This is a genomic window from Allosalinactinospora lopnorensis, from assembly GCF_000981225.1.
GTDB lineage: Bacteria > Actinomycetota > Actinomycetes > Streptosporangiales > Streptosporangiaceae > Allosalinactinospora > Allosalinactinospora lopnorensis.
The window spans coordinates 31,127-57,880 of sequence record NZ_LAJC01000006.1; the positions used below are offsets into that span (position 1 = coordinate 31,127).

The 26,754-nt window shown below is 68.3% G+C and carries 22 protein-coding genes; 11 read left to right on the top strand and 11 right to left on the bottom strand.

What is annotated here, in order from left to right; translation table 11 throughout:
* Nucleotides 1-47: 47 nt before the first annotated feature.
* Both VS93_RS27610 and VS93_RS30985 read left to right on the top strand, forming a co-directional pair.
* Nucleotides 48-2,888 (top strand): type I polyketide synthase, encoded by a 2,841-nt coding sequence (locus VS93_RS27610; protein WP_394298786.1) that lies wholly within the window; start codon nt 48-50, stop codon nt 2,886-2,888.
* A 56-nt stretch (nt 2,889-2,944) separates the two neighbouring features.
* Nucleotides 2,945-4,036, top strand: a complete 1,092-nt coding sequence (locus tag VS93_RS30985) for a thioesterase domain-containing protein (RefSeq protein WP_052745500.1) — start codon at nt 2,945-2,947, stop codon at nt 4,034-4,036.
* A gap of 259 nt (nt 4,037-4,295) precedes the next feature.
* On the opposite strand, the gene VS93_RS03555 is transcribed toward VS93_RS30985, so the two are convergent.
* A complete protein-coding gene (locus VS93_RS03555; protein WP_046468578.1) occupies nt 4,296-4,988 on the bottom strand; it encodes a class I SAM-dependent methyltransferase in 693 nt (230 codons plus the stop codon).
* 78 nt (nt 4,989-5,066) lie between these two features.
* Entirely contained in the window at nt 5,067-6,446 is a 1,380-nt protein-coding gene (locus VS93_RS03560) for an FAD-dependent oxidoreductase (RefSeq protein ID WP_046468579.1), read from the bottom strand.
* Nucleotides 6,447-7,485: 1,039 nt separating this feature from the next.
* Between VS93_RS03560 and VS93_RS03565 the strand changes: the two genes are divergently transcribed.
* The 6 genes from VS93_RS03565 to VS93_RS03590 all read left to right on the top strand — a co-directional run bounded on the left by VS93_RS03565 (nt 7,486) and on the right by VS93_RS03590 (nt 14,719).
* Nucleotides 7,486-8,307 (top strand): alpha/beta fold hydrolase, encoded by an 822-nt coding sequence (locus tag VS93_RS03565; protein WP_046468580.1) that lies wholly within the window; start codon nt 7,486-7,488, stop codon nt 8,305-8,307.
* Nucleotides 8,308-8,436: 129 nt separating this feature from the next.
* The gene (locus VS93_RS03570) at nt 8,437-8,886 is read left to right on the top strand and encodes a helix-turn-helix transcriptional regulator (protein WP_046468581.1); all 450 of its coding nucleotides are present in this window, start codon (nt 8,437-8,439) and stop codon (nt 8,884-8,886) included.
* 5 nt (nt 8,887-8,891) lie between these two features.
* On the top strand, nt 8,892-9,302 hold the full coding sequence (locus VS93_RS03575) for a VOC family protein (protein ID WP_046468582.1): 411 nt from the start codon (nt 8,892-8,894) through the stop codon (nt 9,300-9,302).
* A gap of 133 nt (nt 9,303-9,435) precedes the next feature.
* Entirely contained in the window at nt 9,436-9,888 is a 453-nt protein-coding gene (locus VS93_RS03580) for a pyridoxamine 5'-phosphate oxidase family protein (RefSeq protein WP_046468583.1), read from the top strand.
* A gap of 253 nt (nt 9,889-10,141) precedes the next feature.
* Nucleotides 10,142-12,577 carry an ATP-binding cassette domain-containing protein gene (locus tag VS93_RS03585; RefSeq protein WP_046468584.1) on the top strand — a complete coding sequence of 812 codons (2,436 nt, stop codon included), beginning with the start codon at nt 10,142-10,144 and terminating at the stop codon, nt 12,575-12,577.
* Nucleotides 12,578-13,510: 933 nt separating this feature from the next.
* Nucleotides 13,511-14,719 carry an acyl-CoA dehydrogenase family protein gene (locus VS93_RS03590; RefSeq protein WP_046468585.1) on the top strand — a complete coding sequence of 403 codons (1,209 nt, stop codon included), beginning with the start codon at nt 13,511-13,513 and terminating at the stop codon, nt 14,717-14,719.
* Between the two features lie 143 nt (nt 14,720-14,862).
* Here the strand turns inward: VS93_RS03590 and VS93_RS03595 are convergent, their stop codons facing one another.
* Genes VS93_RS03595 through VS93_RS03615 form a run of 5 tightly spaced genes read right to left on the bottom strand, consistent with a single transcriptional unit; the run spans nt 14,863 to nt 18,661 of the window.
* The gene (locus tag VS93_RS03595) at nt 14,863-15,426 is read right to left on the bottom strand and encodes a GAF domain-containing protein (protein ID WP_046468586.1); all 564 of its coding nucleotides are present in this window, start codon (nt 15,424-15,426) and stop codon (nt 14,863-14,865) included.
* Nucleotides 15,427-15,461: 35 nt separating this feature from the next.
* A complete protein-coding gene (locus tag VS93_RS03600) occupies nt 15,462-16,043 on the bottom strand; it encodes a GTP-binding protein (RefSeq protein WP_046468587.1) in 582 nt (193 codons plus the stop codon).
* Nucleotides 16,021-16,392: a DUF742 domain-containing protein gene (locus tag VS93_RS03605; protein WP_046468588.1), complete on the bottom strand. Its 372-nt coding sequence runs from the start codon at nt 16,390-16,392 to the stop codon at nt 16,021-16,023. The genes VS93_RS03600 and VS93_RS03605 overlap by 23 nt, the downstream gene beginning before the upstream one ends.
* On the bottom strand, nt 16,379-16,816 hold the full coding sequence (locus VS93_RS03610) for a roadblock/LC7 domain-containing protein (RefSeq protein ID WP_046468589.1): 438 nt from the start codon (nt 16,814-16,816) through the stop codon (nt 16,379-16,381). The genes VS93_RS03605 and VS93_RS03610 overlap by 14 nt, the downstream gene beginning before the upstream one ends.
* Before the next feature lie 39 nt (nt 16,817-16,855).
* Nucleotides 16,856-18,661, bottom strand: a complete 1,806-nt coding sequence (locus VS93_RS03615; RefSeq protein ID WP_201776546.1) for an ATP-binding protein — start codon at nt 18,659-18,661, stop codon at nt 16,856-16,858.
* A 974-nt stretch (nt 18,662-19,635) separates the two neighbouring features.
* Here VS93_RS03615 and VS93_RS03620 point away from each other — a divergent pair.
* Nucleotides 19,636-19,992 carry a hypothetical protein gene (locus VS93_RS03620; protein ID WP_046468591.1) on the top strand — a complete coding sequence of 119 codons (357 nt, stop codon included), beginning with the start codon at nt 19,636-19,638 and terminating at the stop codon, nt 19,990-19,992.
* A gap of 41 nt (nt 19,993-20,033) precedes the next feature.
* Here VS93_RS03620 and VS93_RS03625 read toward each other — a convergent pair whose 3' ends face one another.
* Entirely contained in the window at nt 20,034-21,434 is a 1,401-nt protein-coding gene (locus VS93_RS03625) for a 6-phospho-beta-glucosidase (protein ID WP_046468592.1), read from the bottom strand.
* Between the two features lie 147 nt (nt 21,435-21,581).
* Between VS93_RS03625 and VS93_RS03630 the strand changes: the two genes are divergently transcribed.
* Nucleotides 21,582-22,742 carry a carbohydrate kinase family protein gene (locus VS93_RS03630; RefSeq protein ID WP_046468593.1) on the top strand — a complete coding sequence of 387 codons (1,161 nt, stop codon included), beginning with the start codon at nt 21,582-21,584 and terminating at the stop codon, nt 22,740-22,742.
* A 47-nt stretch (nt 22,743-22,789) separates the two neighbouring features.
* Here the strand turns inward: VS93_RS03630 and VS93_RS28870 are convergent, their stop codons facing one another.
* The 3 genes from VS93_RS28870 to VS93_RS03645 form a co-directional block, all read right to left on the bottom strand.
* Nucleotides 22,790-22,942: an LPXTG cell wall anchor domain-containing protein gene (locus tag VS93_RS28870; protein WP_046468594.1), complete on the bottom strand. Its 153-nt coding sequence runs from the start codon at nt 22,940-22,942 to the stop codon at nt 22,790-22,792.
* 221 nt (nt 22,943-23,163) lie between these two features.
* Entirely contained in the window at nt 23,164-24,972 is a 1,809-nt protein-coding gene (locus VS93_RS03640) for a BCCT family transporter (protein ID WP_046468595.1), read from the bottom strand.
* A 258-nt stretch (nt 24,973-25,230) separates the two neighbouring features.
* Entirely contained in the window at nt 25,231-26,076 is an 846-nt protein-coding gene (locus VS93_RS03645; RefSeq protein WP_046468596.1) for an exonuclease domain-containing protein, read from the bottom strand.
* Between the two features lie 338 nt (nt 26,077-26,414).
* Here VS93_RS03645 and VS93_RS03650 point away from each other — a divergent pair, with 338 nt between their 5' ends.
* Nucleotides 26,415-26,636 carry a hypothetical protein gene (locus VS93_RS03650; protein ID WP_046468597.1) on the top strand — a complete coding sequence of 74 codons (222 nt, stop codon included), beginning with the start codon at nt 26,415-26,417 and terminating at the stop codon, nt 26,634-26,636.
* The last annotated feature ends 118 nt before the right edge of the window (nt 26,637-26,754 follow it).

A 26,754-nucleotide genomic window follows, 5' to 3' on the forward strand; every position in this document is an offset into this window, starting at 1 on the left:
AGGAAGGGGCATCCGCCCGAAGCGGGCGAGCCGCCCCGAAGGTACAGATGACCAACGAGCAGAAACTCCGTGACGTCCTCAAGAAGATGACCGTCGATCTGCGCCACGCGCGCAACCGCGTGCACGAGATGAGCGAGAGGGAACACGAGCCGATTGCTGTTGTGGGGATGGGGTGTCGTTTTCCGGGGGGTGTTGGTTCTCCTGAGGGTTTGTGGGAGTTGTTGTGTGCGGAGGTGGATACGGTTTCGGGGTTTCCTGCCGATCGGGGGTGGGATCTGGCGGGGTTGTTCGATGCTGATCCTGATGTGGGGGGCAGGAGTTATGCGCGTGAGGGGGGGTTTCTTTATGGGGCGGGGGAGTTTGATGCGGATTTTTTTGGTGTGAGTCCGCGTGAGGCTGTGGCGATGGATCCTCAGCAGCGGTTGTTGTTGGAGACGTCGTGGGAGGCGGTTGAGCGTGGTGGTATTGATCCGGTTTCGTTGTCCGGTTCCCAGACGGGGGTGTTCGTCGGGGTAGTGGCCCAGGACTACGGGCCCCGGATGCACGAGGCTGAGGGGGGAATGGAGACCTACCTGCTGACGGGCAACGCCGCCAGCGTCGCCGCCGGGCGGGTGTCCTACACCCTGGGGCTGGAAGGACCCGCGGTCAGTGTCGACACCGCCTGTTCCTCGTCCCTGACCGCACTCCACCTCGCGTGCCAGGCCCTGCGCCGCGATGAGTGCTCCCTGGCGCTGGCCGGCGGTGTGACCGTGATGGTCGACCCCGGGCCGTTCGTCGCCTTCAGCCGGCAGCGCGGTCTGGCACCCGATGGCCGGTGCAAGCCGTTCGCCGCGGCGGCAGACGGGACCAGTTGGTCCGAGGGCGTGGGGATGCTCCTGGTCGAACGCCTCTCCGACGCCCGCCGCAACGGCCACCCGGTCCTGGCGGTGATCCGCGGCAGCGCGGTCAACCAGGACGGCAGGAGCAGCGGCCTGACCGCTCCGAACGGTTCCTCGCAGCAGCGTGTGATCCGCCAGGCGCTGGCTGATGCCCGGATCGGCCCCGAGGATGTCGATGCGGTGGAGGCGCACGGCACCGGCACCACCCTTGGTGACCCGATCGAGGCCCAGGCGATCTTGGAGACCTACGGGCGGGATCGCCCCGCCGACCGGCCGCTGCGGCTCGGCTCGCTCAAGTCCAACATCGGGCACAGCAGTGCGGCCGCCGGAGTCGGCGGTGTGATCAAAATGGTGCTGGCCCTGCGCAACGGCGTCCTGCCGCGGAGCCTGCACATCGACGCGCCCACTCCGCACGTGGACTGGTCGGCGGGATCGGTGGAACTGCTGTCCGAGGCGGCACCGTGGCCCGAGACCGGTCGGCCGCGCCGGGCGGCGGTCTCCTCATTCGGTATGAGCGGGACCAACGCCCACGCCATCCTGGAGGAGACGCCCGCCGACACCGACCCGTCCGAAGGTGGGAGTCCCCCGGCGCCTGCCGGAGCCGCGGCCCTGCCGTGGATGGTGTCCGGCCACAGCGAGGAGGCGCTTCGTGCCCAGGCGCTGCGGCTGTACGAGCACGTGCGGGCCGCACCGGATACGGACGCGGCCGACATCGGGCACAGCCTGGCCACCGGCCGGACCGACCTCGCGCACCGCGCGGTGGTGATCGGTCGCAGCACAGAGGAATTCCTGGCAGGTCTGCAAGCGGTCGCCGCCGGAGAACGTGCCTCCGGGGTCACGCGTGCGAAGGCGAGGGAGGGGGAGCGGGCGGTCTTCGTCTTCCCGGGACAGGGCTCCCAGTGGGCCGGGATGGCACTGGGACTGCTCGACACCGCGCCGGTGTTCGCCGACCGCATCGCTGCGTGCGAGAAGGCGCTGGCGCCCTACGTCGGCTGGTCGCTCACTGCCGTGCTGCGGGGGGAGCCCGGCGCGCCCGCACTCGACCGGGCCGACATCGTCCAGCCGGTGCTGTTCTCGATGATGGTGTCCCTGGCCGAACTGTGGCGCTTCCACGGGGTGCACCCCTCCGTGGTGGTCGGGCACTCCCAGGGGGAGATCGCCGCCGCGTGTGTGGCCGGTGCGCTCTCCCTCGAGGACGCCGCCCGGATCGTCGCCCTACGCAGCCGCCTTGCCTCGGCCCTGTCCGGTGCGGGTGCCATGATGACGCTGGCGCTGTCCGCGGAACAGGCCGCGGCCCGACTGGAGCGCATCGCCGCCGAAGTGACGATCGCCGCGGTCAACGGGCCCGACACGGTGGTGCTCTCCGGTGACCGGCAGCCTATCGAGGACCTGCTCGCGCAGTGCTCGGCGGAGGGGGTGCACGCGCGCCGCATCGATGTCGACTACGCCTCGCATTCTCCGCAGGTGGAAAAGCTGCGGGAACGGATCGTGGACGCACTCTCCGGGATCAGCCCGCAGCACGCCGAGGTCCCGTTCTTCTCGACGGTGACCGGCGGACGTGTCGAAGGGCGGAGTCTCGGCCCCGAGTACTGGTATCGCAACCTCCGCAACACCGTGCTGTTCGAGCCGACCATCCGCGCACTGCACGAGCACGGAAGCAGCGCATTCATCGAGGTGAGCCCACATCCGATCCTGACCTACGGGGTCGAGCAGACACTGGAGGCGGCAGGCCGGGAGAACGCGTCCGTTCTCGGCACACTGCGCCGGGACGAGGACGGCCCGGTGCGCTTTCTGACCTCGCTCGCCGAGGCACACGTGCGTGGCCTCCCGGTAGGCTGGAAACCGGTCTTCGCACCCTACGGCGCACGGCGGGTCGACCTGCGACGTATGCCTTCCAGCACCGCCGCTATTGGCTGGAGCCGCTCGCGTCCACGGGGTACCCCACCGCAGCGATCCGCGCACCGGACCCGTCGTCTACAGCGGATCCGGCGGCAGCCGGTTCAGCGCTGACGGAGCGCCTGGCCGGACGCCCGGACGCCGAGCGCACGGCCGTCCTGCTGGACCTGGTGCGCACCGGGGCGGCCAGGGTACTGGGACGCCCGGCCGCGGAGGATATCGGCACGGACCAGACTTTCCTGGAGCTGGGTTTCAGTTCCCTCACCGCGCTCGAACTCCGCAACGAACTGAACACCGTCACCGGGTTGCGCCTGCCCGCGGCCGCGGCCTTCTCCCACCCCACACCGGCCGAGTTGGCCCGGCACCTGGACGGTGAGCTTCAGGAACGACTCCGTACCGAACCAGGGGAGCCCGAGATCGCGGATACTTCCCCGGACGAGGCGGCGGACGGAGTGGTCGAGCTGTTTCGGCGATCCTGCCGCACAGGCAGGATCGGCGAAGGGATCGAGCTCATCCAGGCGGCGTCCCGGTTCCGGCCGACCTTCACCGACGCGGCCGGGTTCGGGGCGCCGCCCCGCCCGGTCCGCCTCTCAGAGGGCCCGGCACGGCCGCACCTGATCTGTCTGCCGTCGTTGGTGATGCTTTCCGGGGTGCAGGAGTACGCGCGCTTCGCCGCCGGGCTGCGCGACCTGCGGGAGGTCCAGGTCATCCCGCAACCGGGGTTCACCCCCGGCGAACCGCTCCCGGCCAGTATCGAAGCGGTCGTGGACGTACAGGTGCGAGCACTCTGTGCCTGCGCAGCGGGCGAACCGTTCGTCCTCGTCGGCCGCTCCTCCGGGGGGTGGGTCGCCCATGCCGTGACCGAGCGGCTTGAGGAGGCGGGAGTCGGGCCCGAGGTGCTGGTACTGGTGGACACTCCGCTGCCCGAAGACCAGGCCGTTCTCCCCGTCCTCGGGGCGGGCATGCTCGAACGGGAGCGGCAGTTCGGCTCCATGGACCTGGACGGCGTCAACGCGATGGGGGCTTACCTGCGGCTGTTCGCGGAATGGTCGCCGAAGCCGGTCTCGGCCCCGTCGCTGATGATCCTCCCGGACGAACCGGTCCGCGACCACACGGGGCTGCTGCCGGGCGGCGACGACTGGCGTTTCACCTGGGACCTGCCGCATCTGACGCTCGAGGTCACCGGGGACCACCTCACCATGATGGAGGAGCACGCCGAGTCGACCGCGCTGGCGCTGCACACCTGGCTCGAACAACGGTGAACTCTTCGTCGCGATCTTGCGCTCCTTGCCCGGGCCTGGCCACCTGACGTGGCGCACGCCGGAAAGGAGCGCAAGATCGCGACCGGGCTCCGGGACCACGAGGGATACGGTGGTCGGCGGCGGAGAGCCGTCCAGATTCCCGAAGGCCCCTGAGAGGTGAACTACACGGGAGCCGGCGATCCGGGCAGGTGCCGCACCCTCAGTGAACGCCTGAGGGGTCCGGCAGGTGGATCACCTGGATTCCGGTGATCCGGTGCGGTCATTTGGCCGTTCCTTCGAAGAGCGCGACACATCCGCGGGTCGTGAGCGTGAAGTCGTCGAAGCGCTTCGCCAATTCGTTCCGGAGGTCGGAAAGAGAGTCGCCGGCGTTGTTGAACAGACCTTTCCCCTGATACGCCGCCATAAGACGGCGGGCCTGGGAGGTGATCGGCACGCCGTGGGCGAGAACCGTGGTCCCGAAGAAGCGGCCTCCGGGCCGGAGCACACGGTTGATGTGGTCGAAAATCACGCCTTTCTGTGTGAAGTCGCCCGGGACGCAGTGCAGGAACAGCGACATCGCGACCGAATCGAGTGATCCTTCGGGGATCGGGAATTCTTCGAGTGCGTTGGCCTCGTAGGTCTTCGTTGGATGTCCGGCGACCCGGCGGCTCGCCCGGGCCAGCGGAACCGGGTTCAGATCCAGCAGATGGATCTCGGAGCTCCGTTTGTCGACCTGAGCCTTCTTCAGGAAGTATCCGGTTCCCACCCCGATGTCCAGGTGCCGGTCTCCGACGTTGCGCCGGTACTGGGCAGTGATATTGCGGCGTGGGCAGCGCCAGATCCAGCTCATGGAGAACCGGAGCACATAAAGGTCGTAGATGGCGAGAAGCAGCTTGCTGTAAATGGCGGCGCCGGCGTAAGCATCCGGTTGAGAGGGGTTGGGGGTCGCATCGTGGGGAGTTTCCTGCGCCATGGAACCTTCCAAGGGTCTGGTGGAGCGCGGTGTTCCGGTGTGCTCGACCGAAGGCCTCACACGACCGTCACGCAGGTCTCACTTGTGCAGAATCGCGCCGGACGTGCTGTCAGTGACGGTGGACGCCGCTGGACGGCGCCACCCGGCGGTCAGGACGCGCAGCATGATGGCCGGCCGCAACAGCCGCGCGGGCGGGTCCAGCAGGAACGCGACGCGGATGAACTGGGTGGCGAGGACGGCGTCATGCGAGGCTTCCGCCTGCAGGCGGCGGAGGTAGGGGGCGAGGACCCGCATCGACAGCGGCTGAGACCCTTCCACCCCGGGCAGCGCCAGGTCGGCGGCTGCCGCGCTTTGCCATGCCACTCCGATCGGGGTGGCCGCGGCCCGGAAGAACCGGTGCGGGAGGTTGTGCTTGCTGTGTTTCAGGCAGTCGCGCAACGCCAAGGCCTCAAGCCCGGCGAGCGACATTCCCTGCCCATAGATCGGGTTGAAACTGCACAGTGCGTCGCCGACGACGAGCAGTCCCTCGGGGAAACGGCGCAGCCGGTCGTAGCGTCGCCACCGGTTCGCCGGGAACTTGAACATCGACACCGTATCGAGTCGTTCCGCGTTGCGGATCGCCTCGATGGCGTGCGGCGGCAGGAACTCCGCGGCGAAAGCCACCCTGGCGTCGAAGTCGGCGGGCGGATCGTGGTCCACACACCCATAGGTGGTGAACAGCCACGTGTCGTTCTCCTGCCGGATCAGTGCCCCACCGGTCGGGCGGTCGGGTGTCGCGCCGACGATGATCGACTTTTCCTGCAGGGCATTCGGTTGCAGTCGTAAGGGCTCGGTGACGTAGGCCACCTTGACAACCAGCTCTTCCTCCTGCGGACGCTCGTATCCGAGTTCCGCGAGCCATGCGGGTGTGCGGGCGCCGCGTCCCATCGCATCGACGACGAGGTCGGCGGCGAAGACCTCCTCCTCACTGCCGTCAGCGCGGTGCCGGACCCGGACCCCGGTCACCCGGTCGCGGGTCTCGGTGGTGACCAGGTCGACGACGTCGTACTGGTCGGCGATCGTGATATTGGGCACCGTCCGCACCCGGGTGCGAATGTGGTGTTCCAGGTAGGGGCGGGTGGCCAGATAGGTCGGTACACCGGGCTGCATGTCGGTGGACAGCAGTTGACCGGATGGCGCGAAGGGGAATTCCCGGTAGTCGTGGACGACCGGAGCTCCTCCGGCCGCGAGGTCGCTCAGCAGCCCCGGGAAGAGCTCGTCGAGAGCCTGGGATCCCCGAGGGAGCATTCCGTGCGTGTGTTTTCCTTGGGGAACGCCTCCCCGGTGTTCGCTTGTCGTGGGGAGTCGATCTCGCTCGACGAGCGTCACCCGCTCGTAGGTGTCGGCCAGTACCCGTGCGGCGAGTAGCCCCGCCATACCGGCTCCGAGGACCACAGCATGATCGTCGGCCCCTCCCATCTGCCACCTCCTGTGTGTTGGGCACGCCACAAGCTGTCCCAAACCAGACAGCCTCAAATGTCGTCCCTCGGGGGTTGCGGCATCAAACCCCTTTCACCTCGGATTCCATCGGCGATACGCAACATTTATCGGTGTCGTGCCGTTTTCCCTCATAAGAGCCCTTCAGTGGCGGTACGCTGGCAAAAGAGTAGAATTCCCAGCTCTGTTGTCCACGAGTTTTGGATGACCCCCTGACAGATTCTGGACAGGGTTTAAATGGGCTGCCCGGCCCTTGAAGGCCTTTGTATTTCTTGTTGTCCGTTTTCGTATTCCGCGGATCATCGTGGTGCACCGGGGCGGGAAGCGCGCGATGGTGTACCGATGGGTGCCGGGCATCTGCAGGGACGGCAGGTGTTGTCCGAGCTCCGAAGGCGGCGGTACGCCCGCGGAGACGCGGAGGTACACGTTGTGTTGTTGTGACCGGCCGCGTTTAGGACGGCTGGTTTCGCCGGAAGTGCGACCTGGACCGCGGGCACGGGGACGTATCGGGTGAGGACCACGGCTGCTCCCACGTGATGCTGCTGGGGCCCGCCTCGATCGAGCTCGGGCACGAGTTTGAGCGAGTTGGACGAGAACACTCCGTTCGCGTTCGGTACCAACCCTGGGCCCGTGCGCCGTGGGCCTCGCGACCGGCCCGGAGGAGCCGGCCGAGCCGAGGGCCGCTGAGGACGCGCAGGTGGGCGGGAAACCATCCCGTACCGCGAGTGGGCCCTTTCCCGCATGAGGGGCGAGGAGCCGGGTGGTTTCGTATACCGCTCCCCGCTGGGCGGGACCGCTGTGGCGCGTTCGGGAGCCTGACACCTCAGCCGCGGCCGGCGGATACCCGTGTGCGCGGTCGTGCCGCGAGCTGCCGCGGAACACTCCGGCCTCCTCGGTCCGCCGTTGCCCCACGGCGGTCGCGGATCGCCGCCCCTGTGGATTACCCCCAGATGCTTTACGCCGGTAACCGGAGTGGTTACTATCAAGCTCGGTTTACTGGTAACAATGAGAGGGGTGCGGCATGGACTGGACGTTGGGGCAGCGCCACGAGACCGCGCAGGGGATCGTGCGCTGGGAGAGCTGGGGAGGAGGAAGCCCTGTCGTACTTCTGCACGGAACGCCGTTCTCCTCGTACGTGTGGCGCGACATCGCCGCGGCGCTCGCCACCCGCTACCAGGTGTTCGTCTGGGACATGCCCGGCTACGGCCAGTCGGAGATGCGTCGGGACCAGGACGTCTCCCTGGCGGCGCAGGGGCGCCTCTTCGTCGATCTCCTGGCGCACTGGGGACTGCACCGGCCGCGGGTGGTGGCGCACGACTTCGGGGGCGCGGTCGCGCTGCGCGCACACCTGCTGCACGGCGTGCTGTATGCGCGCCTGGCCCTGCTCGACGCGGTGGCGGTGGCTCCCTGGGGCTCCCCGTTCTTCCGGCTCGTCGCGCAGCACGCCGACGTGTTCGGCCAACTGCCGGAGGCGCTGCATCGTGCGCTGGTGCGCGAGTACGTGACCTCGGCCAGCAGTCGCGGTCTGCGGCCGGACGTCCTTGACCGGTTGGTCGAGCCGTGGCTCGGCGAACTCGGGCAGTCGGCCTTCTACCGGCAGATCGCCCAGAACGACCAGCGCTACACCGACGAGATCCAGGGACGGTACGGCGAGCTGGGCCTGCCTGTGCTGGTGGGGTGGGGGTCTGATGACACCTGGCTTCCGCCGGAGCGCGGCCGCGCCCTGGCCTCGCAGATTCCGGGCGCACGCCTGGAGATGATCGCCGAGGCCGGGCATCTGGTTCAAGAGGACGCCCCCGTACAGGTCGCCACCCTTCTCGGCGACTTCCTCGGAGAGGAGTAGTGCGGGGAGCGCGGCCTCCGCGAGTCCGATGGGACTTCCGGGTGTTCCCTCCTTTCCCGGCGGCCGCGAAGTGGGGTGGGACGCCGGCGGCACTAGGCAACGTCGGCGCGACATGGCACGATCGTGCAGGTGACCAGCAGACCCGCCGCAGCGCAGCATCTGCGTGACCTCGCGCTGCTGCGCCGCGTCCGCGACCGGATCGACCGGGAGTACGCGCAGCCGCTGGACGTCGAGGCGCTCGCCCGAGGCGTGAACATGTCGGCCGGGCACCTCAGCCGCCAGTTCCGGCTCGCCTACGGCGAGTCGCCGTACGCCTATCTGATGACGCGGCGCATCGAGCGCGCGATGGCGCTGCTGCGCCGTGGCGACCTCGGCGTCACCGAGGTCTGTTTCGCGGTCGGCTGCTCGTCGCTGGGCACCTTCAGCAGTCGCTTCACCGAGCTGGTCGGTGTGCCGCCCAGCGTCTACCGGCGCCAGGCGGCGCACGCGACGGCGGGGATGCCGTCGTGTGTGGCGAAGCAGGTGACCAGACCGATCAGGAATCGAGAAGCACCGGCCCCCGCGCCGCACCTAACGTGACTGGCATGGACATCACCATTCACGCGAGCTTCCTTCCGCACGACGACCCGGACGCCTCCCTGGCCTTCTTCCGTGACACCCTCGGCTTCGAGGTCCGCAATGACGTCGGGTACGGCGGGATGCGCTGGATCACGGTCGGTCCTGCCGACCAGCCCGGGACGTCCGTCGTCCTGCACCCGCCGTTCGCCGACCCCGGCGTCACCGAGGACGAGCGCCGCACCATCGCCGAGATGATGGCCAAGGGCACCTACGCCATGCTCCTCCTAGCCACCAAAGACCTCGACGGCGTCTTCGCGCGGCTGCAGGCCGGCGACGCCGAGGTCGTCCAGGAGCCGACCGAACAGCCGTACGGCGTTCGCGACTGCGCCTTCCGCGATCCCGCGGGCAACATGATCCGCATCCAGGAGCGGCACTGAGCCCGTCCGACGATCGCGGCAATGAACTGCACAGACGGCGCTGTGAAGGCGCCCACGCGACGCCGGTGGCGGCCGCCCGGGGGGCCACCGTCACCGATCCCGATGGCAACGTCCCCGAGCTGATTCAGGACCGATGAGTACCGACCCCCGCTCCCGTGCTCAGCGCCGTCGTGACACCGAACATCGGCTCACCCACGACAAAGACGTCTGGGTGGCCAGTGCCTCGGCGGACGGTGCGCCGTACCTGGTGCCGCTGTCCTTCGACTGGGACGGCGAGGCACTGCTGATGGCCACGCCGGCCGACAGCCCGACCGGCAGGAACCTGGCCGCCACCCGGGCCGTTCGGCTGGGGCTGGGCCACACCCGCGACGTGTCCATGATCGAGGGTGAAGTCGAGGTCATCGAGATCGACGCGTTGCCGCGGGAGCGGGGTGACCGGTTCGTCGCGCACACCGGCTTCGACCCGCGTGCGCTGGCCACGCCGTACCGCTGGTTCCGCGTCTCTCCGCGCCGAATCCAGGCTTGGCGCGAGGTGAACGAGATGCCCGGCCGCGAGCTGATGCGCGGCGGCCGCTGGTTGGTCTGACGCCTCGGCAGGGCGCGCCGCGTGGCCGGCGGCCAGAGACGCCACGGGCCGAAGCGGTGTGGACGCCTGGTTCTTGCGCCGGACGGGGCCGCGTCACCCCGGCCGACACCCGCCGATCAGGTGGACAGCGGACCGTTGCCGCGACCGCGCCGACGAAGGAGAACCGGACGTACTGCTCGAAGCTGGTTAGATCGAGCCAGGCGACGCCGACGGAGACCGCGCAGGCGGCCCCCGCCCAACAGATGGAGAAACGATGAGCACGGCCACGAGGACGGACACGCAGTCGCCCGCGCTGCACGTCGCCGACAGCCACGACCTGATCCGCGTGCAGGGCGCGCGCGAGAACAACCTCAAGGACGTCAGCGTCGAGATCCCGAAGCGCCGGCTGACGGTGTTCACCGGCGTCTCCGGCTCGGGTAAGAGCTCGCTGGTGTTCGGCACGATCGCCGCGGAGTCGCAGCGGATGATCAACGAGACCTACAGCGCCTTCGTGCAGGGCTTCATGCCGACGCTGGCGCGGCCGGAGGTGGCCCTGCTGGAGGGGCTGACGACGGCGATCATCGTCGACCAGGAGCGGCTGGGCGCCAACCCCCGCTCCACCGTCGGCACCGTCACCGACGCCAACGCGATGCTGCGCATCCTCTTCAGCCGGCTCGGGAAGCCGCACATCGGCTCGCCCAACGCGTTCTCCTTCAACGTCCCCTCGGTCCGGGCGAGCGGGGCGATCACCATCGAACGCGGTGCCGGCAAGACCGTGCGGCAGACCTTCACCCGCACCGGCGGCATGTGCCCGCGCTGCGAAGGCCGGGGCGCGGTCTCCGACATCGACCTCACCCAGCTCTACGACGACTCCAAGTCGATCGCCGAGGGCGCGTTCACCATCCCCGGCTGGAAGTCGGACAGCTGGTGGACGGTTCGGACGTACGCCGAGTCGGGCTTCCTCGACCCGCACAAGCCGATCCGTGACTACACCGAGCAGGAGCGCCACGACTTCCTCTATCGGGAGCCGACCAAGGTGAAGGTCGAGGGCGTGAACCTCACCTACGAGGGGCTGATCCCCAAGGTCCAGAAGTCGTTCCTGTCTAAGGACAAGGAGGCGCTGCAGCCGCATATCCGGGCGTTCGTGGAGCGGGCGGTCACCTTCACCTCCTGTCCCGAGTGCGGCGGCACCCGGCTCAGCGAGGCGGCCAGGTCGTCGAAGATCAAGAAGATCAACATCGCCGACGCGTGCGCGATGCAGATCAGCGACCTCGCCGAGTGGGTTCGCGGCCTCGACGAGCCGGGGGGTACCGCCCGCGCGTACGGTGGCGTCAGCCACGCGCAGGGGACGGTGGCGCCGCTGCTCGCGACGCTGCAGCACACGCTCGACTCGTTCGTGGAGATCGGGCTGGGCTACCTCTCGCTCGACCGGCCGTCGGGCACGCTGTCGGGCGGCGAGGCGCAGCGCACCAAGCTGATCCGCCACCTCGGCTCCTCGCTCACCGACGTCACCTACGTCTTCGACGAGCCCACCATCGGCCTGCATCCCCATGACATCCAGCGGATGAACAACCTGCTGCTGCGGCTGCAGGACAAGGGCAACACAGTGCTCGTCGTGGAGCACGAGCCGGAGACCATCGCGATCGCCGACCACGTCGTCGACCTCGGCCCCGGCGCCGGTACGGCGGGCGGCACCATCTGCTTCGAGGGCACGGTCGAGGAGCTTCGGGCCGGCGGCACCCTCACCGGCCGCCATCTTGACGACCGGGCCGCCCTCAAGGAGACGGTGCGGACGCCCACCGGCACGCTGGAGATGCGCGGCGCGATGTCGCACAACCTGCGCGACGTCGACGTCGACATCCCGCTCGGGGTGCTTGTCGTCGTCACCGGCGTCGCCGGCTCCGGCAAGAGCTCGCTCGTGCACGAGTCGATCCCCGCCGGCGCGGGTGTGGTGTCGGTCGGCCAGGGCGCGATCCGCGGCTCACGACGGAGCAACCCGGCGACGTACACCGGACTGCTCGACCCGATCCGCAAGGCGTTCGCGAAGGCCAACGGCGTGAAGCCGGCCCTGTTCAGTGCCAACTCCGAGGGCGCCTGCCCCAACTGCAACGGCGCCGGCGTCATCTACACCGACCTGGCGATGATGGCTGGCGTCGCCACCACCTGCGAGGAGTGCGAGGGGAAGCGCTTCCAGGTATCGGTGCTGGAATACCACCTCGGCGGCCGCGACATCAGCGAGGTGCTCGCGATGTCGGTGGCCGAGGCCGAGGAGTTCTTCGGCGTCGGCGAGGCGCGCACGCCGGCCGCGCACAAGATCCTCGACCGGCTCGCCGACGTCGGGCTCGGCTACCTCAGCCTCGGCCAGCCGCTCACTACGCTGTCCGGCGGCGAGCGGCAGCGACTCAAGCTGGCCACCCATATGGCCGAGAAGGGCGGCGTCTACGTCCTCGACGAGCCGACCAGCGGTCTGCACCTCGCCGACGTCGAGCAGTTGCTCGGCCTGCTCGACCGGCTCGTCGACTCCGGCAAGTCGGTCATCGTCATCGAGCACCACCAGGCGGTCATGGCGCACGCCGACTGGATCATCGACCTCGGCCCCGGCGCCGGCCACGACGGCGGCCGGATCGTCTTCGAGGGCACACCCGCCGACCTCGTCGCCGCCCGTTCCACCCTCACCGGCGAGCACCTCGCGGCCTACGTCGGCACCTGACCGGGGCCTTCGCGGGCACCGTGCGACGAGTTCTCCCATCTGTTCCGTCTCCTCCCACTCGAATCACGATGAAAAACGTCCAATGGACGCGCGGGCGGCAAAGCCTTCCGGGTTCGTCGGCGCCCGGCTTCCGAAAAGCGGATTTCCAGGATCTCCGCGAGTCCGCGCCGATTAGGGCAGGGCCCCGCGGACCTCCTTTTCGACGATGAGGTCTCGAGGTTCTTCGCCCCGGTACGGCGGTGCCGCGCGGTTTCCGCTTCGCCGCGGAGTGTCTCAAAACGAGACCGGTCTTTTCCGGAACGCTCCGCCCGCAAGCGGTCGTCGCCACAGGCGCCCTTGCGCTTCCTCGTCTGGGAGAGGGAGTCGCCTGGAGGGCTCCGAAATCGAGACCGTGGCTCTGACCGGCCTTGATGGTGTCCGGTACGGGGTGTGAGGACTCGGCGCCGTGCCGGCTTTCCCGGCCTCGGAAAGCTCCGGCGAGGCTCCGTGCTCTCCTGACGGACCGGGGGAGCGCTGCCGGCCGTCCACGACCGTGCGATCCTCTTTCGATGCCACCTCGTCTCCGGAGTAGTTTCCGAATCCTTTACGTGTTGGCAAAGCTACTTTATGTGATTGCCAGAATATCGGCGCTGCGCTCCCCCATTCAACGCTGAGAACGTGCAGGTTTCCCGCTCTCGGCGAGAGCAAACGCCTGTAGTCTGCCGAAGGCGGAACGATTCCCATCTCGGTTATCGTGCAGGTCATCGACCTCTCTGTCTGGAAGTGGCTCCTATCACGCCTGTGGCTGATCAAGGTAAGCCAAACGTGACTTGAGTTTTAGGATTGCTGTCTTCACCATGATCATGCAGGTCGTTAAGGGCGGGACGAGAGGGGCGTTGGCGCATCATGTGCAGGCCGTCCCCGAACTAGCGAACGAATCGTGAGGAAATCCGCATGGTCGGTGCGATCACCACGGAGCGTCATGAGCGTCTACGGAAGGAGGTGCGGGCTTTCGCCGAGAGTGAGGTGCTCCCCCGAGTACCGGACATGGAAAGGTCGCGCGCCATCCAACACCGGTTGGCCCGGCTGATCGCCCAGCAGGGCTGGATCGGCGTGACAATCGGTCGCGAGCACGGCGGGATGGGCCTGGGGCACCTGTCGAAGACGATCATCATCGAAGAGTTGGCGCGGGTCAGCGGTGCCATGGGGGCCATGGTGCAGGCCTCTCAGCTGGGTGTGGCCAAGATCCTGCACTACGGCAACGAGACGCAGAAGAAGACCTGGCTGCCCGCCATATCCGACGGAGACTGCCTGCCTACGATCGCCGTGACCGAGCGCGAGTCCGGTGGTTACGTCCTTGGTATGACGGCGAGTGCGGTGCGCGACGGTGACGACTACATCATCAACGGCCGCAAGGTGTTCGTCGGAAACAGCCACGTCGGCGACCTGCACGGTGTCGTCGTCCGCACCGGGCCCGGCTCCAAGGGATTATCGGCGTTCCTGGTGGAGGCGGACCGCCCCGGTTTCTCGCTCGGTCCGCACGCCGGGACCATGGGCCTGCACGGGTTCAGCTTCGGCGAACTCATCTTCGACGACTGCCGCGTCCCCGCGGCGAACCTGCTCGGGTCCGAGGGCGACGGTCTGGCGGTGGCCTATTCCTCCAGCATCCTGTACGGAAGAGCCAACCTCGCGGCGGTCTCCTTAGGTATCCACCAGGCGCTGCTGGACGAGACCAGCAAGTACGTCACCACGCAGCACCGCTACGGTGAGCCGCTGTGCGAACTCCCCTCGATCAAGCTGAAGCTGGGTCAGATGCAGTCTCGGCTGATGATCTCCCGCCTCGCCCTCTACCATGCAGTACACCTACTGGACCAGGGACTGCCCTGCGACGCGGAGCTGATGAACGCCAAGCTCATCAACGTCGAGAACGCCCTGGACACCGCGCGCAACGCGATGGAGGCGCACGCCGCCTGCGGGCTCTACACCGATCGGCCGATCGAACGGTACCTGCGCGACGCGCACCACATCTTCGCCCCTGCCGGTACCTCCGACGTCCAGCTTCTCCGGCTCAGCGAAGTAGCGCTGGGGACGGAGAAGAGGCAGTGGTCGCAGCGGTTCGCCGCTCCCCTGGAAGCCGAGAGTGAATTCGCTCCCGTCCCCTGACCAGGGACACCCAGTGGTCGGGCGGTGCACCGCTCGCGGTTTGAGCGGAACCGGTGACCCCCTCCCACAAGTCCTCAGCCACAAAAAAGAGGAACGCGGTCGCAATTCCGCGTTCCTCTTTTTCATGGCACCGTCCGGCGGTACTACTCCGCGCGTCCTTCACGCCGGTGGACAAGATCGATCAGTTCGGCGGCCCTCTCCTTGATGAGCTCCAGGCCGGGGCGGCCCCAAGGGCGCACCTCGCGGTCCACGACGCAGATCGTGCCGAGAGTCGTCCCCGTTCGGTCGATGAGAGGGGCGCCCAGGTAGGAGCGGATGCCGATCTTGTCGACCACCGGGTTGCCGGCGAACCGGGGATAGTCGCAGACGTCGTCCAGCACCAGCGGGAGGCGCCGGGCCACCACATGCGGGCAGTAGCCGTGGTCGCGAGGCATCATCCGGTCCGGTTCCACGCTGGGGGCGGAGTCCGCCAGTGCGGAATTGGCCTGTGTGGGGCCGACGTGCAGTCCGGCGAAGTACTGGCGCTCCTCGTCGATGAAGTTGACCATCGCGAACGGGGCGCCTGTGGTCTGGGCGAGGTCGCGCGCGAACTGATCGAATTCCTGGTCAGGGGTTTCCCCCAGGCCGAGCTCACGCAGCCGCGCCATGCGCTGGGGCACCTCGCGGTCCATAGGGGTCAGTAGGTGGCCTTGGGAGTCTTGGGTCACGACGGAGCTCCATATCTGGCAGATCTTCGATCGGACTATGCGGAATGAGAAGACATGGCGGTGAGCAGATACTGGACCAAGGAGACCAGTACGGAGGTCGCGGAACGGTCGCCACGCGCGTCGCAGAGCACGACGGGCACGTGGGGCCCGATTTTAAGGGCGGCTCTCACCTCCTCGGAGTCGTATCGGAAGGCCCCATCGAACTCGTTGATCGCGATGAGGAAGTGGATGCCCCGGCGTTCGAAGAAATCGACCGCTTCGAAACTGGTCTCCAGGCGACGCGGGTCGACCAGGATGACCGCACCCAGTGCCCCCGTGGAGAGTTCATCCCACATGAACCAGAAACGGTCTTGGCCGGGTGTTCCGAACAGGTAGAGGACGTACCGGGGATCGAGGGTGAGACGACCGAAGTCGAAGGCCACGGTGGTGGTGGCCTTGTTCTCTACCCCCGCCAGGTTGTCGGTGCCGATGCTGGCCGCGGTGATGAGCTCCTCGGTGCTCAACGGCTCGATCTCGCTCACCGATCCGATGAAGGTCGTCTTCCCGACGCCGAAGCCGCCCGCGACCAGGACTTTGACCGCAGTGGGGAACAGGTCAGAGTCGTTTTCGTAGGCCATCGAGCACCGCCTCTAGCACACTTCTGTCAGTGGGGCTGGCCGCGGCGTGCGGGGAGCGCGTGGTCACCGCTCCGCAGTCGACCAGATCGGAAAGGAGAACCTTGGTGACCATCGCGGGCAGTCGCAGATGCGCCGCGACCTCCGCCACCGAAGTCGGACCGTTGCACAGACCAAGCGCCTGAGCATGTTCCGGGGCCAGCTGCGTCGTGGCGATCTGGCCGGTGGCCATCACCAGGGATAGCAGATCCAGACTCTTGGTAGGGCTCGTGCGTCCGTTGCTTACCGTATAGGGGCGCACCAAGCGTCCGGCGTCCTCATCGAGCCACAACTCGTCGTCATGAACCGCCATGGGCACCAGAGTAGGTAGTCATTGTCCGGGCAGGAGTGGCCAGGAACGGACGGACGCTCTTGATCAGTTGCGACATCTCGTAGCCGAGGACGCCGGCGTCGGTCTCCCGGTCTGCCAGCACCGCCAGAACCGAGCCGAAGCCGGCCGACGAGATGAAAAGCAGGGTGTTCTCGAGTTCCACCACCACTTGCCGGACGATGTCACTGCCGCCGAACTTGGCTCCGGCGCCGCGTGAAAGGGAGAACAGCCCGGAGGCGATCGCGGCCATTTGCTCCGCGTCGGCACGATCCAAGCCGTGGACGGCTTTCATCAGACCGTCTGAGGACAGCAGGACGGTACTACGGGTATACGGAACACGCTCGACCAGGTTGCTCAACAACCAGGCGAGGTCTGATTCCTGGCTTGGGGGGACAGCGCTCACCATTGTGGATGGCTCTCCTTCGGGGGCATGGAATGCTCTTGGTCAGCTGGTGTTGTCGGGACGACCCGAGGGGCCGTTCTCGTTCTCCTTCTCTTCCTCGGCGCGGCTGACGCCTCCCCGGAAAGCGGCCATTAGACCAGGGGAGTGATCGGTGTCTGCTTCATCGCGTCGGGATGTGGGGGAATCACGCAGCTGAGGCGCCAGGTGCGTTTGCACGCGACGCTGTGGCAACGGCGGGCGTTCGCTGCGGTCGGTCCGATCGTGGGAGGGGAGATCAGCCGCGGGAGCGGATCGGACGGTCTGGTTGGGGTTCTGCGGGCGCTGGGCGCCGGATTCCCGTTCGGGCAGCGGGGGACGCGACGGGGGGTCCGAGTGGTTGCTGTACGACCCGTTGGTGCGGTTCTCAGCGGCGTACTGGTGGTAGTCCCTCGCCGGAGGCTGTCCGGAGCCGGAGCTGTGGCCGGAGACGGAGGAGGGGGGTGGCTCCGCCGAGTGTGGCGGAGGGGAGGCGGAGTGGGCGGAGGCGGCCGGTGCCGCGACCGCCATGGCCGGAACGGGCTCCGGACGGGCGGGTTGTTCCGGACGGGCGGGTTGTTCCGGACGGGCGGGTTGTTCCGGACGGGCGGGTTGTTCCGGACGGGCGGGGAGGTGCGGGCGGGCCGACTGCTCCGGACGGGCGGGCTGCTCCGAACGAGCCGGCTGCGTTCGTGCCTGGACCTCGTGGTCCTGGGGCGAGGAGCCGACCAGCTTCTTCGGCAGTACGACGACGGCCTGGGTGCCGCCGTAGACATTGGGCTGAAGCTGGACCTTCGCGCCGTTCTTGCGGGCGAGGGTCGAGACCACGAACAGTCCGATCCGGCCGTCGCGCAGCAGCTCGCTGAGGTTGATCTGCTCGGGGTCGGCGAGCAGGTTGTTCATCTGGCGCTGATCGGAGGGCTGCATCCCCAGGCCGCGGTCCTCGACCTCGATGACCACGCCGGCGGTGACGGTGTCGGTGCGGAGCAGCACCTGGGTGTGGGGCGGGGAGAACTTGGTGGCGTTCTCGATGAGCTCGGCGATCAGGTGAATGACGTCAACAACGGCACTGCCGTCCAGGGTGCCCTCGATCGGGGGCACCACCTTGACGCGTGAATAGTGCTCGACCTCGGCAACGGCCGAGCGCAGTACCTCGTACAGGCTCACCGGCTTGCTCCACTGCCGCCGCGATGCGGCACCGCCGAGCACAGCGAGGCTTTCCGACTGGCGGCGCATACGGGTGGCGAGGTGGTCGATGGTGAACAGACCCTTCAGCAGATCGGGATCCTCGACCTGGGCCTCCAGCTCGTCGAGCAGGCCGATCTCCCGGTGGACCAGTGACTGCATCCGCCGGGCGACGTTGACGAACACCTCCACCTGCTGTCCGGACTCCTGCTGTCCGGACTCCTGCGGTTCGGCGGAGACACGCCGTTCGACGCCGCCGTTGGGTTTGACGGCCGCTACGTGCAGGACGGCGTTCTGCGCGGCGCACTGGCCCTTCTGCAGCTCGTGTTCGAGCAGCACGAACGGCTCGCTCTCCTCATCGGGCGGGGCGCCCACGCTGGACGGCGCGAAGTACTCGCCGTTCCGCACCCTCTCGACCAGCCGCTGGAGGTTCTCCTGGCCTCGGGCACTGGAGAACCTCAGGGCATCGAGCCGGTCGTGCACCTGGGCGGTGGCGCGCTTGGCGCCGTAAACGGCGACGAGCAGGATGATCACGGCTCCCGCTCCGGCCACGGCCGGTATCACAGTGGCAGCGGCGGAAGAGGGCGAGAGAAGGAGGAACGCCACCGCCGCCGCCCCCAGGAGCGCCATGAAGGCCGCGGGAAGCACGGAAACCCGCATATGGAGGGCGGGTATGCCGCTCGGGGTATGCGTGTATCGGGCGGAGCGCCTGCCATGCCGCCGGACGTGCCGGCGTTCGGCGGTAAAAGTCGGGGGGAGTTCAGACATAAGCGTCCTCGATAGGTGAGGGCCCGGTCGACAACAAGATCACGATAGCGACTTCTTGTCATTGGTGCGGAAAAAGTACACATTTGTGTTGTTGCGGCTGGCGGCGTTCCTTATATCCCGCCGGCGTGATGACCTGGTTTCAGCCACCTCACCCTCGAGCATGTCGATGCCGGTGAGCGCGAAGCGGCTCCGGTCGGGGCGCGATCCCGCCGTTCTGGCTGGAGTGTTCTCCGACCTTGCTTGTCAGCTTGTGGCGGCCTGACAGGGCCGTACTACTCGTGGCGGTCGGGGGATTTCCACATGGCGACTCCCCAGGGAGCCCGGCCGCCGGAGCAGCTCCTCTCGGTTCCCTGAACGACTCTGCCAGTTCGGCGCACACTCCGCACGACCCTGCTCCGCCATGCTGTTCCAAGCCGTCGTCGTAGCGCGGGGCGGGAGCGAACGAGTCGAGTTCAGGGACGTGGTCAGTATGCACTGAGTGCATTCATGCCTCCAACCGGTCACCGCGTTGCCGCACCAAGAAAGGGCGAAACGCTGGGTATGCTCCCCTGGTTGGTTGTTGAGGGGCCTTGAGTACGCCCTTGTGCTTGGGAGCCATGCAGTGGCCTCGTGAACGCTCGGCGACTCTGCTCCGTGAGGCGGTGCCGTGGCTAGCCTCCGCCAGGGAGGGACGTTATCACGTACACTCCCCTGACCGACCCCACCGGCCCATGCGAACCCCTCGCCTCGCGGCTCCGCCCCCTGCGTTACGGCGGCGACAAAAGCGTGCCGTCGGCCCGCGGCGGCCTCGTGGACGGGAAGCGGATGGCGGCCCCCTGCGCCTGGAAAGAGGGAGATATGGGTAGAGGCACGACATGAGCCTGCTGCTGATGCTCTTGGCGCTGATCGGAGCCGTGGCCGTGCTCGGCCTCGGAGCCCTTGTGATGGACCGCCTGCGGCAGGGGAGCGGGCCGCGGCAGGTCGACTGGCCGCAGAGGCCCCCTCCGGCCACGGAGAACGGTCCGACACAGGTCGGCGGGTACACGCTGCTTTCGGGGGCGGTCGCCGAGGAACCGCCGCCTCTGCTCCCGGAGGCCACCGTCGCGCGCGTGCGCCAACTGGTCGCCGAGGGGCAGGAACTCGACGCGATTAGGTTCGTGCAGGCGCAGACCGGTGTGGACGTGCAGCGGGCCCGGGAGGTCGTGGCCTGGATCCGCGACGGGCGGCTCTGAACCGGTTCCGGCAGCGGGAGCGCCCAGCCGTCGTGTGCGGTTCACGGCCGGGGGAGGACGTCCTGGAGTTCCGGGAACGCCTTCATGTACCCCCGCAGCAGAGTGCGTGCCGCTGTGACGGAGTCCACCAGGGGATGGGTGGCGAACGCGCGGAGGGCGGGCGTGCGGGACCCGGCGCGCACCGCTTCGATCACATCCCGCTCCACCGACTTCACCGCGTGCACCAGCGCTGATCGGTGCCCGGTCAGCGGCCCCGCCGTGAGGGGGCGGGCTCCGCTCGCGTCGACCAGGCAGGGGACCTCCACGACCGCCTCGTCGTCGAGTCCGGGGATCGCGCCCCGGTTGCGCACGTCGAGGATCAGCCGGGAGGGCTCGTCGTGCGCGATGGCCCGCATGACGGCGAGCGCCACCTCCTCGTAGCCGCCGCCGTCGAGGTCCTTCTCGGCGCGCTGCACATCTCCCGCGACGCGCCGGTTGTCGGCCATGTAGCTCTGCTCCCGCTCCAGGCGGGCCCGCTCCCACAGGTCCAGGGCCCCGATCGGCCGTGCGGCGGCCTCCCGGTAGAAGGAGTCCTGCTGGGCGACCAACTGCTCGCCGCGGGTCTGCCCGCCGCCGGCCACCGTTTCGGCGATTGCGCCGCGCGCCTCGCGCGCCATGTAGTAGTAGTGCAGGTACTCGTTGGGCAGGGCGCCGATCGCGCGTATCCACTCGGCGCCGAACAGTCGGCCTTCCTCGAACGAGGTCAGCGAGTTCTCATCGGTGAGCAGTTCCGGCAACCGGTCGCGGCCGTCGGCCCAGAGGCCGGTCAGCCACCCCAGATGGTTCAGTCCCGCGTATTCGAAGCGCGCGCCTGCCGGATCGGTGCCTAGGGCGCGCGCGGCCCGCCGCCCCAGACCGATGGGGGAATCACAGATTCCGATGACGCGGTCGCCGAGTACCGCTGACATCGCTTCGGTGACCAGTCCGGCCGGGTTGGTGAAGTTCACCACCCATGAGCCGGGGGCGTGCTCGGCGATCGTCCGTGCCAGGCACTTGGCGACCGGGAGGGTGCGCAGCCCGTAGCTGATCCCTCCGGCGCCGACGGTCTCCTGGCCCAGCACGCCCGCGTCCAGCGCCACGCGCTCGTCCAGTACCCGGCCCTGCACACCGCCGACGCGGATCGCCGAGAAGACCATGGCGCAGCCGTGCAATGCCGCCTCAAGACTGCTCTCCACGCGCACCGCCAGCTTCGGTTCACCGTGCGCGGTGCGGTGCGCCTCGCGCTGCCGTGCCAGTACGGCGCCGATGGCGCGCAGCCGGCGGTCGTCGGTATCGAACAGCACCAGCTCGGAGATGACCGCGCCACCGCCTTCGGCTCTGTCCTCGCGCAGCGTATCGGCGAGCAGCGCCCGGTGCACCAGCGGGACCCGGAATCCGCCCCCGCCCAGGATCGTCAGCCGCATGGCCGCCCCCTTCCCGGTCGATCCCCGTGCAATCACCCTAGTGCGCGCGGTACGCCGGAAAGCGGTGCACGTCGGGACGCCTCATCACCGGCTTCTTTGCATACCCTGCACTTCTAAGACCGCTTTCGATCGGGGCAGGGGTTCGACATGACGACTCAGGCGCGCGCGGACGGGGAGGAGCACGAGGCGGAGCAGGGATACGACAAGCTGGAGTCCACTCCGCTGGTCGGTGAACCGCGCGATGTGCTCGCGGGTGCGCGGGAACCGGACAGCCCCGCTCTTGACCTCGTGCTCAGCGGCACGGTGTTCTTCGACATCGTTCTCACCGGACTGACCGCGCCACCCGCGTCGGGGACCGAGGTGCCGGCCGAGGGGATGGGGTCGTGCCCCGGAGGCGTGGCCAATCTCGCCGTCGCCGCGTCGCGGCTCGGGCTGCGCACGGCGGTCTCCGCCGCGTTCGGCGAGGACGTCTACGGTGATTTCTCCTGGGAGACCCTTGAACGGCAGGAGATGGTGGACCTCTCGGCGTCCCGGCGTATTCCGGATTGGCACTCGCCGTTCACGGTCTCGCTCGCCTACCGGGGCGACCGCAGCCTGGTGACGCACGAGCACCCGTCGCCGATCCCGTTGTGGGAGATGGCGCGCGGACTGCCGCAGGCCCGCGCGGCGTTCGTGAGCCTGTGCCCCGACCGCGACCTGCCGGAATGGGCGCTCACGCAATCGGGCAACGGAGCGAAGCTCTTCGCCGACGTCGGCTGGGACGAGAGCCAGACGTGGTGCGATTCGGTCCTGGAGCAGTTGGAACACTGCCACGCCTTCGTGCCCAACGCCATTGAGGCCATGTCCTACACGCGGACGGGGAGCCCGGCGTCGGCGCTGGCGCGGCTCATGGACTACGTGCCGGTGGCGGTGGTTACCGACGGCCCGCGCGGCGCGCTCGCCACCGACCAGCTCACCAACGAGAGCGCCGAGGTCGAAGGGCTCGTCATGGAGGCCATCGACACGACAGGGGCGGGCGACGTGTTCGGTGCCGGTTTCATCGTCGGGACGCTCGCCGGATGGCCGCTGGAGCAGCGGCTGCGGTTCGCCAACCTGGCAGCGGCACTGTCTGTGCAGCACACCGGTGGTTCACTGTCGGCCCCGGGGTGGGCGGACATCGCCGCTTGGTGGGTGCGTGCCCACACCGGGCAGAGCGAGTCCGAACGGCGGCTGGCCCGGGACTATGCGTTCCTCTCCGAACTCGTGCCCATGCCGTGGCTGCCCACCGAGCAGCGGCGGGCTAGCGCGACGATCGGGCTGCGGCACTAGCCGACCCGGTACGGCCCCGGCGGTCCCGCCGGGGCGGCGGAGTCCGGTCAGGAGCGCTGTCTCTTCAGCCACCCCCAGACGGCCGTGGCGAGGAACAGGATCACACCGATGACTGTGAGCCAGAACAGGCCCTCGACGATGATGCCCAGTACGGCCAGAACCAGCCAGAGCACCAGCAGGAACAGGATGAACCCGAGCATGGCGACTCCTTCCGGTGGTGGAGGACATGCTCTGGGAGGGCATACCCTCCCGTTGACCGCGGTATGCGACCGGCAGGAGGGGCACGGCGCCGGCTAGAGCCGCTGCTTCGCCGCGTTCGTCAAGCGGCTGACCAGCATGAAGGAGCCGATGCTGACGGCCGCGACCACGGCGAGTCCGAACATGCCCTTGTCGACTTCCTCCCCACGGCTGAAGCCGGCGGTCAGCCGTTCGCGGCAGCGCTGTCCGAGCTCCGGTCGCCCGCCCCGTTGCCGTTAGGCGCACTGCGGCCGTTGACGGAGGTCCCGGTGAGCCTGCTCTCGGTGCCGCCGTCCGGATCCCCTGACTCGTCCGCCGGCGATATCTCCAGTTGGAAGTCACCGTCGTGGTCCTGGGCCCCCGCGATGACCGCTGCCGTGACGATCTCCTCGCCCTTGGCCGAACGCAGCACCGTCGGGTCGCGCCTGAGGTCGCGCACCAGGGCCGCGCAGAGCAGCATGATGATGATCGCGAAGGGGGCCGCCACGATGATCGTGAGGTTCTGCAGTCCGGTGAGCGCGTCGGTCCCGCCGATCAGCATCATGACGGCCGCCACACCGCCCATCATCACCCCCCAGAAGACCGTGATCGGCCGATTGGGCTCGATGGCGCCGTGCTGCGACATGGTCCCCATGATGATGGACGCGGAGTCGGCGCCGGTGATGAAGAAGATCCCGATGAGCACCATCACCGCCAGGGTCACGAACGTGGTGGCCGGGAACTGCTGCAGTACGGCGAACAGTTGCGCCTCGGCCTCGCCGCCACCGGCGGCGGAGATGGCGTGGCCGCCCTGTTCGAGCCTGAGTGCCGAGCCGCCCATGACACAGAACCAGACCAGGCTGAGCGTGCTCGGAACCAGGATGACGCCGCCGATGAACTGGCGGATCGTCCGGCCGCGGCTGATGCGCGCGATGAACATGCCGACGAACGGGGACCAGGAGATCCACCAGGCCCAGTAGAAGACCGTCCAGGCCGACAGCCATTCCTCGGTGTCGGCGCCGCCGAGGCCGGCGGTGCGGGACGACATGGCGAACAGGTGGTTGAAGTAGCCGCCGAGAGCGGTCGGGATCAGGTTGAGGACGAAGACGGTGGATCCCATGGTGAGCAGGAAGACCAGAAGGGCGAAGGCGAGAGCCAGGTTGGTGGTGGACAGCCATTTGATGCCCTTGGCCACGCCCGAGACCGCCGATAGCAGGAAGCAGAACATCAGCGTGCCGATGATGCTGAGCAGCACCGGGTTGCTGGTGCCGCCGATCCAGCCCAGTTCCTGGAGGCCGCCGGCGATCTGCAGGGTGCCCAGGCCCAGCGATGCCGCGGTGCCGAAGAGTGTGGCGAACAGCGCGAAGACGTCGATGACGCATCCGGCGACGCCGTTGGCGTGCCGCTCACCAATCAACGGGGTGAAGGCGGCGCTGATGAGCTGGCCGCGACCGCGGCGGAAGGTGCCGTAGGCGATGGCCAGGCCGACGATGGCGTAGATGGACCATGGGTGCAGCGTCCAGTGGAAGAGCGTCGTCGCCATGGCGTGCTCGACGCTCCCTCCCGCGGTTCCCGGAGGAGACTCGGTGAAATGCGAGACGGGTTCGCCGACCCCGTAGAAGACCAGGCCGATCCCCATGCCGGCACCGAACATCATGGCGATCCACGACAGGGAGTTGAACTCCGGCTCCTCGTCGTCGCGTCCCAGCCTGATGCCGCCGTACCTGCTGAAGGCGAGCCAGAGGGCGAACACAACGAAGCCGGACGCGGCCAGGACGAACGCCCAGCCACCGTTGTGGATGAGCACCGCCAGCGCACCGGCGGAGATGTCACTGAGCGAGTCGCGGCGGAGTGCGCCCCATAGCAGGAAGGCGATTCCGAGAACCGCCGCGGTTCCGAAGACGGTGCGGTTGGTCTTGGGTGCACGGTCCGCTTTGGACGTCTCGGGAGGTTCCCAGAGCAGGTCCTCGGTGCTGATCTCGCCGTTGTTGGAGTTGCCGTTGTCTACCGCCACAGTTTTCCACGCCCCGTTTTCAGGCGCGCCTCCTCCTTACTCTGCTCTCCGGTTGTGGGGCAGGGGCGAACAGAGCGCCGTTTCGTTTCGGGGTGCGGCGATGAACGCGTGCGCTCGCCTGCTCCGGACGCGGCGGAAACCGCGGCCTCCGGCGGGCGTCCGGCCGGACCCCTGATCAGGGCAGACCAATGGGTCCGGAGCAGCGCTGCGGGCATCTCCAAGGCTAAGGGGTCGCAGATGGACAGGCAGATCGCGGGGTTACCCGGGCGAGCACGGCCAGGATCCGTCGACCACGGTCCCGTGACCGGGTTTCTGCCTGTCGAGCCACTCCTGGCGGTTCCGGGCATAGGCCAGCGCCCATTCCACCTGGCGGTCGTGCAGTTCGGACAGGGCCAGCCCGGCGATGCCGGGGTGGCGCGCGCCGATCTCCCGCGCCAGCGCCAGGCACGCGGTCGCGTCGCCGTGCGCGGTGTGGGCGCCGGTCAGTTCGACTCCGTAGAAATCGCACATCGCCGCGAGGTTGCGAGGACCCCTCCGGTAGGGATCGATCCCGCGGTCGATGACCAGAGGGTCGATAACGGGGCTCGGCAGCCCGGACAGCCACTCGGTCAACGGTTTCATTCCGTGCCGCCGCAGTTCCGCCGAGAGGACGCCGAGATCGAAGGGCGCGTTGAAGATGACCAGCCCGTCTCCGGCGAGCAGGTGGCCGGTGAGGGTCTCGGTGATCTCCTGCAGCGCCTCCTCAACGGGGATCCCCTCGGAGCGGGCGTACTCGTTGCTGATCCCGTGGACGCTGATGGCCTCGGCCGGGATCTCGCGCTCGCCCGGATCGACGAGCCAGGTACGGGCGGTGCCCGAGGCGTCCACGAGGGCCGCCGAAACGAGGAACGCCTCGGACGGGTCGTTCGACGAGGTCTCGCAGTCGTACCCGAAGAGGGGCCGGGTGTGCCAGCCGGGGTGGTCACCGCGTGGCGGGGGAGCCGGGCGGGGTTCGTGTTCGGAGCAGTAGGTGCGCCAGCGCCCGTCCTCCTTGAGCACCGCGCCGGTCCTGACGGCAACGTCGGCACCGCAGGTGGTGCAGGTTCCGGGATAGCGATTGCGCATGGGCGCGCCCCCTGTATCTCCTCGCTCGCGGTAATCATAGGTGTGGCCTGTGACAGTACAGGCGCGTACCGCTTACAACGTCGCCCACGGCGTGATGGTGCCGGCCGCGCACCAGGGCGAACCGTGCTGTCACCGATTCCTCCCGGAGGATGGCCCGGCCTTTAGGCCGGGGAGGAAGTCAAGGCACGAAGTCGGCTCTCCGCCCCTGACATGGGATATGGTGCACTCGGGTAGACCCCCCTAACGCGCGAGTTAGTGCGCGAAGGGAAGCGAGGGGAAAGCCGAGGTAAGGCGCCTGCTTCCCGCCGGACGTTGCCGGTCGTAGCGAAGGGGAGAACATGAGCCTGGACGAAGCGGCACGTCAACTCGAAGCCGCCATCCACGACGCGCGCGTGTCGTTCGACTGCATCGCGCTGGAGGAGCTCGAGAGGGCGCACACCAACGCGATAACCGCACGGGCGTCGGTCGACGCGGCGGAGTACGCGATCCGTGTGGAGTTGGAGCGGCGGCGGGAGGAGACCGAAACGGCAGAGGAAGAAGAGGAGGAGTCGCGGGGGTAACCTCCCTGTCCTCCTGAGTGAGGGCGGTTCCTCTCTGCCGTGCGGGTGGAGGCCGCGGTTTCGGTGGGTTCCCGCTTCGCGGTGCTGCGCCGGACGGCGGTACCCCGCAGATCGGTAT